Here is an 8,742-nt window from a genome sequence, read left to right as displayed (position 1 = left end):
ACAATAGATTCCGATAATAACTAAAATAATAAATAATACATATACATGCACATCATGACATCTGCAGTTATTCATCAAATCCCCCCTACCACCTACATATTATAAAATATGTTAAAATAACAATTGGCAATGTGTTTTTGCCTATTTTATTGAAATTAGCAACAATTAATAGTATAATTGAAACGCTATAATAATTACGAGGAGGAAGTATATGAAATTAGGAAAATGTGCAGTAGCATTCGTTGTAACTAGTTTCTTATTAACTGGCTGTCAAAATAATTCAAAAACAGTAACTGATGATGGAAAAGATGTCATTGCATCATTAGAAAAAGGTGATAAAACTAAAAATATTCTAGCTGATGATGTATTTAATGATATTATCTCTACTGCTAGTGGTAAAAATACTTATTTTGATGCTGTTTTGCAGCAACTGATTGATCAAAAATTTCCAGTTGATGATGATATGGAAACTGATGCTGATGAAACTATTTCACAAGTAAAAAATTATTATGAAAGCAATTATGGTGAAGATTATGAAGAATATTTAAATCAAGCTTTAACTTCAAGTGGATTTGAATCAATGGAACAATATCGTGAATACATGATTCAAGCATACCAAAGAAGTAATTTTTTACTTGATTATGTAGAAAAAAACTTTGATGAAGTATATGACGATTACTATAGTCAAGCTACACCTCGCGAAGCAAGTATCATTAAAATTTCAATGAGCGATGTTGAAAATCCAACTGAAGAAGAATCCGCAAAACTTGCTGAAATTCAAGCTTTATTGGCTACAAGCAAAAGTTTTAATGATATTGCAAGTGAGTATTCTGATGATGATAATACTAATAAAAATGATGGTAAATTAGGTATTGTTGATACAACTAGTTATCTTTCTAGTACTTATGGTGAAGCTGTAGAATCGGAAGTTTTTGCTTTAGCACAAGATCAAGTTAGTAGCGCTATTAAAGGTACTGATGGGTATTATTTTATTAAAGTTACTAACAGCGACAAAGACAGTATTAAAAAGAAGATAAAGAAAGATCTATCTATTGATACCCCTTTGATTGCTTATGATAACTATATGTATTATCTAGCATATCAGTCATATAATCTTAAATACGATGATAAAGAAGTTGAAAAACTAGTCAACCAAATTGTAACAGAAGCTCTAGAAGAACGAGAAACTAGTCGAGGAGGAAATCAATAATGAAAAAAATAATTCCTTTAGCCTTAATTGCAACATTATTAGTGGGGTGTGGTTCTTCTAATGAAGTAAATTATTCAACAGAAGTAAGCGATGGTGATAAAACTGTCATTTCTGGAGATGATGTTTCTATCAGTAAAAACGATATTTATCATTATCTTCTAAAACAATATGGCAGTTCTGAAGTTCTTGCACTAGCTCTAACCTACATTGCTGATCAAGAAATTACTGATAAAGATCAGATCCAGGCTGCAATTGATGAACAAGTTGCTTCTTATACAAGTTCTTTAAGTATTTCACTTGAAGAATATGCTAAACAATCAGGCTATGAATCTGCACAAGAATATATTGATGAAGTAATTACTGATGGTGTTAAACAAAACTTATTATTAGATAAATACATCAATGATAACTATGATGATTTAGTTAAAGATTATAAAGTAAAATATCTTAAATTAATTACTTTAGATACTGAATCAGCTGCATTAAACATTATTGACCAAGTAAAAGACGGTGCTGATTTTGATACTTTAATGAATGAAAATAGTGGTAGCGATGAGGGTATGGTTACTACTGAATCTAGCAGTATTGATGAAAATATCATTAAAAAATTAGATAAATTTACAAAAGATGGTATTTACAGTAAAGTAATTAAAACATCAGATTCTAAATATGCTGTCGTTTATGTATATAATTCTAATATTGATGATTTGACTGATGAAATTAAAAAGAATCTATCTTCTATAAGTAATATTTCAACTAAAATGGGGATCCATTATCTACGAAAATATAATTTTGATGTATATGAAGATGCCATTAAAGATGAAATCAAAGAAGAAAATGAAGATTATTTTGGATAAGGGTTACCCCTTATCTTTTTATATGTTAAAATATTTATATGGAGGAATTAGACAAATGGAAAATTGTATTTTTTGTAAGATTGCTAATAAAGAAATACCGGGAAAAATAATATATGAAGATGATATTTGTTTAGCATTTATGGATTTGAGTCAAACAACTAATGGTCATACACTTGTAATTCCTAAAAAGCATTTTAAAAACTTTTTAGAAGTAGATGATGAGACATTGGCACATACGATAAAAATAACTAAACAAGTCGCTAATCTAATTGTTGAAAAACTAAATGCTAACGGTGTTAACATTTTAACCAACGCTAATGAAGTAGCTGGCCAAACAGTAATGCATTTTCATCTTCATATAATTCCACGATATGATAACAATGATCAAATTGAAATCAATTTTACTGATCGTAGTAAAATAGTAGATTTAGATGATTTATTTTTAAAAATTACGAAATAATCAAAAAAGCGAGTAATCTCGCTTTTTTTAAAATAATGATATTTGTTCAAAACATTTTTCTTTTTTGTATGCCGTTATAATATCTTGCATATCATACAAAATACCATATTTACGACACTCTTCAGTAAACAGCCGATATAGATCTTTAGCATTAGGAACTAAACAGTCGTATGTATTACGATAATACTGAAAATACTTTTGCTTTAACCCTGGAAAATATTGATCTAATTTTTCATAATAGTAATCTCTTTGATTCTCTCTTAATGTTACTGACATATATGTATGAATAAATTTTGCATTATTTTGACTAGCCATTTTGACAATTTTTTTAATATCTTCAGCTTTGTCCGTAATAAATGGTAATACTGGATTTAACATAATTCCGGTAAAAATACCATTATCACTCAATTGTTTAATTGCAGCAAAACGTTTGGAAGAAACACATACGCCCGGCTCAATTATCTTTGACAGTTGGTCGTCAGGAGTTGTTATTGTAAATTTAACAATAACATTATTTCGATTATTAATTTGTTTTAATAAGTCAAGGTCTCTAAGAATTAAATTACTTTTTGTATCAATTGAAACTCCAAAACCATATTTTAAAAATAGCTTTAAAGCACCTCTTGTTTGTTCATATTTTTCTTCAAATGGATTATAAGTATCGCTCATTCCGCCAACACCAACAATCCCTTTTTTTCTTTTTCTAAGCAGCTCTTGTTCCAAAATTATAAGGGCATTTCGCTTGCCGCGAACAATATCAAAATGATCAATATGGTAACAGTTACTACGGCTATCGCAATAAATACATTGATGATTGCAGCCCCGGTATAAATTCATATTATAATCTACCCCATACCATTGATTTCCATATTTTACTCTCGTTAATAGTGTTTTAGCATCGACAAACTCCATTTCTATACTCCTGTTATAAAAAGAAAGTATGACTTTGCATACTTTCTAGTCAATTTCATCAATTTTAGGTTTATAAAACGCTCTATTTTCCAATGGAAAAACACGTTTTGAAAAACTTCCCGGCTCAACTGATTCTAAAGCTTTTTCCAACATATTAATTCTAGCATCCATATTATCAATCAAATACAATACTTCAGCTTCTTTAATTTGTGGCAATACTGGTGATCCATATTCATTTTTACCATGATGAGATAAAATCATATGCTGCAATAATACCACTTCTTCACCTTCAATATGCATTTCATCAGCTGTTTCTTTAATGATTGCCTGAGAAATTGAAATATGTCCTAACAGCTTTCCTTCGACCGTGTATTCTGGAACAACAGGACCACTTAATTCAACAGTCTTTCCTAAATCATGCAATGTAATTCCAGCAAAAAGTAGATCCTTATTCAATGATGGATACAGTTTGCAAATTGCATCAGCTATTCTTAGCATACTACAAGTATGAAATGCAAGCCCAGATACATATTCATGATGGTTTTTACTAGCTGCTGGATAAATTGAAAGCTTGTCTACATAGCGGTTAAAAATTGTTTTAACCAACTGGTTTAGTTTAAGATTATCAATTCGTTCAATATATTGAGTTATTTCATCGATTAAACTTTGACCGCTTTCTGGTGCACTTTTTAAAAATTTAACTTGTTCTTTAGCATCACTAGATGTAATTTTTATTTTAATGATTTTCATCTGACGGTCTTCATTGTATCTAATTACATCACCCATTACTTGAACAACACAGCCAGCTTTTATTTTTTCAACTTGCTCAGGATTAGCATTCCATAATTTAGCATCAATTGTACCTGTTTTATCCTGTAATGTAATACTTAAATAGGTAGAACGATTCGCACCATTTGTTTTTCCAACAACCACACGATTAACCAGTGCTTCAATAACAGCACCTTCATCACCGGGTTTTAATTCATATATTTTATTCATTATCTAATGCTCCTTCTTCATTTAATAACTCTTTGATATGTTCATAATTGTAACCTTTTCTTAATAGAGTATCAATGATTTTTTCTTTTAATTGTGATCCTTGATATTTTTTTTGAAATTTAGATTTTTGTTTATTAAATTCTTTCTCTAATGCCTCATGTTCTTTATCAGCATCATATTCAAAATCATAATCACTTAATGCACGTTCAATTGTATCTGATGTAAAACCTTTAACATATAATTTATCACGTATTTTTTTCAACATTGCTTTATATGAAAAATTACTATTTCGATTATAAATATTATCGATTAAAGCAGTAGCTTCCTGATACTCACTATTATCATCTAATTCTTCTAGTCCCTGATCAATAATTGCGCTGTCTACTCCATAATTACGTAAATTATAAACCGCCTTATTCAATCCAATTCCAAGTCTTAAACAACGTTTTAGATAGTTTTCAGTATATGCTTCATCATTGATCAAATTCTTTTCTTGTAATAATTGCATTGTAGCATCAAGCTGTGTATCATCATAAGCACCGCTATCCATTAATTTCTTTTTCATCTGTTTATAAGTATAATCTTTAACAGTTAATAATTTTAGCGCTTTATGATATGCCCGAGTTACTTGTTCAAAATCTTTTAAAGCATCAAAAATTTCTTTATCGATAACTGTCCCCGGCTCTAATTGATAATACTCTATTTTTTTATTGCTGACTTCAACAATTATTTCACTTTCATCATATAAAAAGACTACTTCGTTCAATCCATTTTTTATTGGATAAATAGATTTTACAGTGTAGAAATATTTTTTCTTCTTAATTGCTAATTCATAAACATCTAGAACTTTTTGGCAAAATACTTCACTGCTATATTTTTTTACACTATCATAAGCTGACTTAGCCAGCTTAGAAAAATCGCTATTTAGTAATTTGTTTAAAATATCAACCAGTTCATTAACATCATTGAAAAAATAACCATTGACTCCATCAATAATTACATCTTCTAAATTTTTATCATAGCGAGCAATTGCAGGAATCCCGCTAGCCATTGCTTCAATATATGTTAATCCCTGTGTTTCTGAAACTGATGCTGACACAAATACATTTGATATGTGATAATAGCTTGGAACTTCATTGCTAGGCTTAGGTCCCGTGAAAATCACATACTTACCAATATGATCATCTTTTACTAATTCTTTTAATTCTTCCAATTGTGGCCCGCCACCAACAATCATACATATAATATTTGTATCTATTTTTACAAGCTCTTTCATAGCATCAATTATTAATTCAATGCTTTTTTCCTTTGCAATCCTTCCTAAAAAAGTAATTACAAACTGATCTTTGATTCCATATTCTTCTTTTATTTGAGCAATTAATTTATCATTTCTATTTTTAGGATCAAACTTATTTAGTTCTAATCCTGTAGGAATAATATGCACTTTTTTGTCTAACCCATAATTTTCCAAAGCTTCTTTGGTCTTTTGAGTAGGTACAATTAATTCAGCACTTTTATCTCCATAAAATTTGCTTATTCGAAAAACCGCTTTTTTAAACAGACCATCCAAAGCTTCTGAATTAACTGGATTTACATAATGAGTATAATCAGCCCACATCGTATGATATGTATAAACTACAGGTATATCTAAAACTTCTCCTACGATCCTACCAAATATACCAATTCCAAATTCAGTTTGAACATGAATCACTTCAATATTCATTCGTTTTAATTCTCTCATTCCTTTAAAAGAATAAATATTACAAGCGCGATAACCATACAGGGCTTGAATTTCCAAGCCCGGCACTCTTAAAACATTATCTGATGGATCATCATAATAATCAGTATCACTAGGTAATTCACTAGTAACTACAACTACATCATGACCTTGTCTAATCAATTCATCTCGTAAAATTCTTGTTGATGTAGCCACCCCATTTAGATCAGGTGTATATGTATCAGAAAAGATAGCAATTTTCATATATTCACTCCGTTCCGTTTATTTCTCTATTTGTTGCAAAAACAATTGCACCTATAATTAACCCTAAATAATATGTCACAAAACGCCAAATTAATAGGGTGGTTGAAGTCCCTACCGCAGATAAAATCGGACTAAACAGCATGTAATACACGCCCTCACTACCACCACTAGCTCCAGGAATAGGAACAAATGCTGTTATCATATATACAAAAGAACAAATACCAATAAAATCAAAAATTTGGCTAAATCTAACATCCAAATTTAATGCTTTAGCAGCAAAAAAAGGAATACTGTAGATAATAAGCAATTTACCTAAATTTAATAAAGAGGATTTTAAAATAACAGTTTTATTTTTTTGAAGGATCCCCAATTCATGACGAAAATTTTCTAAAGAACGCGAAACCTTTATAACTGTCTCTTCGTAGTTTTTAATTATTCTAACTCTGCTTAAAATTTTAATTATTGAGTTACATAAAAAATTTTGTAACCACTTTGATTTAGCTCCTAAAAATAGTCCTGCAATAACAAAAAAATTAATAACGAAACCTAGGATAGCCAATGAAAAAAACTCAGAATATATTTTACTATAAGCAGAAAATCTTAACAACATTACTATTGCCGTAAATAAAACTAAAACCGATTGATAAACAATAAAGGCCATTAATAAAATGCTTGCTGAATTAGTAGGTGCTATCCCTTGCTTATTAAAAATATAGACCTGAGCAAATTGACCACCACTAGAAAATGGCGTTAAACCATTAAACAACGTTCCCGATATTGCATTAACAAACGCCTGCTTAAACGTATAATCTTTTTTATATAATCTGCCAAATGTATATAGATTAATTCCATCAAAAAGATAATAAATTATCATTAACAAAAAAGAAATGAAAATCCATCCGGCTGAAGCAGTAAGTAAAGCGTTAATTGATGCTTTCAAATCATCTTTCATTGTAAAATAAATTACAGTAGCACCAATACCAATAATTAATACAAAATTAAATAAATATTTCTTTTTAGAATTATCTTTCATAATCCACCTCTACTTTAGAGGCTTAAAGTAAGTTTGTATACCTCTAACAATTCTTTTCCTATTTTTTTTAGTTCTCTTTCTTTCGCTACTAAAAAACCTTGTTCTTTTAAAGAAGGATATTCATGATTAACTATTTTTATTATCAAATCCACAAAATCATCAGTATCATCTCCCATATAGCAATTAACGCCATTATAAAGCCAGTCTGAAAAGGCAGGTATATTTCTAAGTAAAATATTGCATCGACTCGCTAAAGCTTCTAAAACAACGATTCCTTCTGTTTCTTCACGAGACGGGAAGAAAAAAAGATTACATCTTCCATAAGCACCTTTGATAACATCACCTTTAACATAACCAGGTAAAATAACATTCTTAGGCAAATCATCTAATAATTCTTTTATTTTTTTTGTAGGCATTGACATTTTAACATCACCAAACCACATAAATTTATAATTTGGCAACCTTCTTGCAACCTCTACAAATGTATCAAATCCTTTGCGTTCAAAGAGCCAGCCAACTGAAATTATAATTATATCAGTATCTTTGATATTATATGTTTGCTCAAATAATTCGATTTGCTGCTTGGTTGGATTAAATTGTTCTAAATCAATGCCATTAGATATAGCTGTTATTGGCACTTGTATGCCATAAGATTCCAATAAACGTTTTGAATATGGAGTAGGAGTGATTATGTAGTCGCCTTTTGTATATAAATTAATTAACCACTTTTTATAAATACCAGAAACAGTATTTGAAAACATAAAAGAATTACGAAAATCCTCTTCAGTACTATGAGCATGATATATAATTTTTTTATTATTTTTTCGAGCCTGATTAATCATTTTATAACTATCAGGCCATACAGTATTAATATGCAAGATATCATAATCTAAATCATCTTTATCAACTGTATAAGGAATTCCGGTTAATTCTAGAGCCTTTTTTTGATGAACAAAAGCCCTTCCAATCCCAGATTTTTTTATTGAATCTTCTTGTCCAAAATATAACTTAACTTTCATTTTATCACCACATTTATTATACTACAAATATGGATCTATTTAAAGAAATAACTAGTTTTACTTATCTTTACCAAAAAAACCGGGAAGTGATCCCGGTTTTTGTTTTGAAAGTATCATGATCATAAATGAAAATATGCAAAATAAAAAAAAAGAAGAAGGACCGGCAGCGTGCTCTTTTCGCACCGCAGTACTATCTTCGCCGCTATGATGCTTAACTTCTGTGTTCGGAACGGGTACAGGTGTTTCCATCATGCCATTGCCACCGGATCTT

8 protein-coding genes and 1 rRNA gene are annotated in these 8,742 nt (G+C 29.6%); 3 read left to right on the top strand and 6 right to left on the bottom strand.

All coding sequences use genetic code 11. The features are described 5' to 3' along the window. The first annotated feature begins 211 nt into the window (after positions 1-211). The 3 genes from J7M77_RS12465 to J7M77_RS12455 are packed head-to-tail and all read left to right on the top strand — an operon-like array spanning position 212 to position 2,527. A complete protein-coding gene (locus J7M77_RS12465; protein ID WP_296879046.1) occupies positions 212-1,210 on the top strand; it encodes a peptidylprolyl isomerase in 999 nt (332 codons plus the stop codon). After that, complete coding sequence (locus J7M77_RS12460; protein ID WP_296879044.1) at positions 1,210-2,067, top strand: hypothetical protein; 858 nt, start codon at positions 1,210-1,212, stop codon at positions 2,065-2,067. The genes J7M77_RS12465 and J7M77_RS12460 overlap by 1 nt, the downstream gene beginning before the upstream one ends. A gap of 55 nt (positions 2,068-2,122) precedes the next feature. Beyond that, positions 2,123-2,527, top strand: coding sequence for an HIT family protein (locus tag J7M77_RS12455; RefSeq protein ID WP_296879042.1), 405 nt, complete (start codon positions 2,123-2,125; stop codon positions 2,525-2,527). 27 nt (positions 2,528-2,554) lie between these two features. On the opposite strand, the gene J7M77_RS12450 is transcribed toward J7M77_RS12455, so the two are convergent. From J7M77_RS12450 to rrf, 6 genes are all read right to left on the bottom strand, one after another. Further along, positions 2,555-3,439 (bottom strand): radical SAM protein, encoded by an 885-nt coding sequence (locus J7M77_RS12450; protein ID WP_296879040.1) that lies wholly within the window; start codon positions 3,437-3,439, stop codon positions 2,555-2,557. Positions 3,440-3,484: 45 nt separating this feature from the next. After that, positions 3,485-4,438 (bottom strand): OB-fold nucleic acid binding domain-containing protein, encoded by a 954-nt coding sequence (locus tag J7M77_RS12445; RefSeq protein ID WP_296879038.1) that lies wholly within the window; start codon positions 4,436-4,438, stop codon positions 3,485-3,487. After that, positions 4,431-6,419: a RecX family transcriptional regulator gene (locus tag J7M77_RS12440; RefSeq protein WP_296879036.1), complete on the bottom strand. Its 1,989-nt coding sequence runs from the start codon at positions 6,417-6,419 to the stop codon at positions 4,431-4,433. Before J7M77_RS12440 ends, J7M77_RS12445 begins: the two co-directional genes overlap by 8 nt. Before the next feature lie 4 nt (positions 6,420-6,423). Then, on the bottom strand, positions 6,424-7,452 hold the full coding sequence (locus J7M77_RS12435; RefSeq protein ID WP_296879035.1) for a lysylphosphatidylglycerol synthase transmembrane domain-containing protein: 1,029 nt from the start codon (positions 7,450-7,452) through the stop codon (positions 6,424-6,426). A 14-nt stretch (positions 7,453-7,466) separates the two neighbouring features. After that, the gene (locus tag J7M77_RS12430) at positions 7,467-8,471 is read right to left on the bottom strand and encodes a glycosyltransferase family 4 protein (protein WP_296879033.1); all 1,005 of its coding nucleotides are present in this window, start codon (positions 8,469-8,471) and stop codon (positions 7,467-7,469) included. A 158-nt stretch (positions 8,472-8,629) separates the two neighbouring features. Then, positions 8,630-8,738 (bottom strand): 5S ribosomal RNA (gene rrf / locus J7M77_RS12425). Positions 8,739-8,742 lie beyond the last annotated feature (4 nt).

This window comes from Thomasclavelia sp., assembly GCF_017889095.1.
GTDB lineage: Bacteria > Bacillota_I > Bacilli_A > Erysipelotrichales > Coprobacillaceae > Thomasclavelia.
The sequence above is the reverse complement of the archived record's forward strand: the minus strand, read 5'-3'. Positions and strand labels throughout refer to the sequence as shown.